This window comes from Bartonella sp. MU70NMGDW, assembly GCF_042194085.1.
In the GTDB taxonomy this organism is placed as follows: Bacteria; Pseudomonadota; Alphaproteobacteria; order Rhizobiales; family Rhizobiaceae; genus Bartonella; species Bartonella grahamii.
In genome coordinates this window covers 1-970 of the sequence record NZ_JBHIMK010000433.1, presented here as the reverse complement: position 1 = coordinate 970, position 970 = coordinate 1, and the positions used below count along the sequence as shown (strand labels likewise).

The window sequence follows — 970 nt, the reverse complement described above, 5'->3', positions numbered from 1 at the left end:
TTGTTGTGCTTTTTTCATTTGTGAACGTTGCTTTTTTTTCAAAGAAAACAAAGCGATTTGAGCTTGTTTATAAGACATATCTGTTAGATTTTTTGCTCCTACGAAAGAGATAAGCTTACTTTCTTCAGATTGCGTTTTTTTAATTAATTCTTTGATTTCATTCATTTGTTCAGGAGAGATACCTGAAAGAAGCGTGTTGCCATCTGTATCGTCTTCTTTTCTTGCGACATTAAGAAGCATGCCTAAGAGATATCTACGTGCGTAGGTGAGAGTAGAACCAACCGCTTGTATGTTATTTTTGCTCCCTGTAGCATCAAAAGGAAAGGTTCCTTCTGTTGATATTTCATTGCCTGATATATGCTTTAAAGTCATTTCTACAGTTATGTCATTTGAACTCTGGTCTTTGATACGAGAGAACAAGGCAAAGTGATGTTTTGCAAGAGGTTCTTTGATTGCATCAATATATTTATCAAGCGTTGTATAGAGGCTTTTAGTATGTGTATTAATGGCGTTTTGTTCGATATTTTTGTATTCCATTTGCATAGCAGAAAGATCACGGACAAAGTTTTGGCGCTCTTGTCGTTTTATCTCTTGTTCTCGCAATTCAAGAAGACGCTTGAGACGATCCATATCGACATCATTTTCTAAAGCTCTTTCTAAAATAAGCTCCATAGCTGTAGGTTTGATTTCACAATCATTCGTTTTTTCCACTAATTCCGTTTGTGTGGTACTTAGTTCCCTCATCTTGATTTCCTCCTATTTGAGCGCAATTCCCCCGTGGCGTGAATCACGCTTGTTTTGAAAAATGGTTGTTTGGTTTTTACAATCCTGTTTCTAGAGACTGTGGTATTGTCACCTCCCCGCCCTTAAAGACGAGGAAATGAAATCTGTTTTTAAACTAAGCCGCTTTTACAATAGATTTTTCTAATACCTGTTTTGCTTCTTTAATGAGGGCTTTGTATTTTCTGTT

1 protein-coding gene and 1 pseudogene are annotated in these 970 nt (G+C 36.3%); both read right to left on the bottom strand.

Translation table 11 applies throughout. The features are described from left to right. Nucleotides 1-744, bottom strand: a 744-nt coding sequence (locus tag ACFIKE_RS11455) for an ERF family protein (protein WP_375650067.1), incomplete at its 3' end; no start/stop codon positions are given. 154 nt (nucleotides 745-898) lie between these two features. Then, nucleotides 899-970 (bottom strand): annotated as a pseudogene (locus ACFIKE_RS11450) (phage antirepressor Ant); the annotation flags it as partial.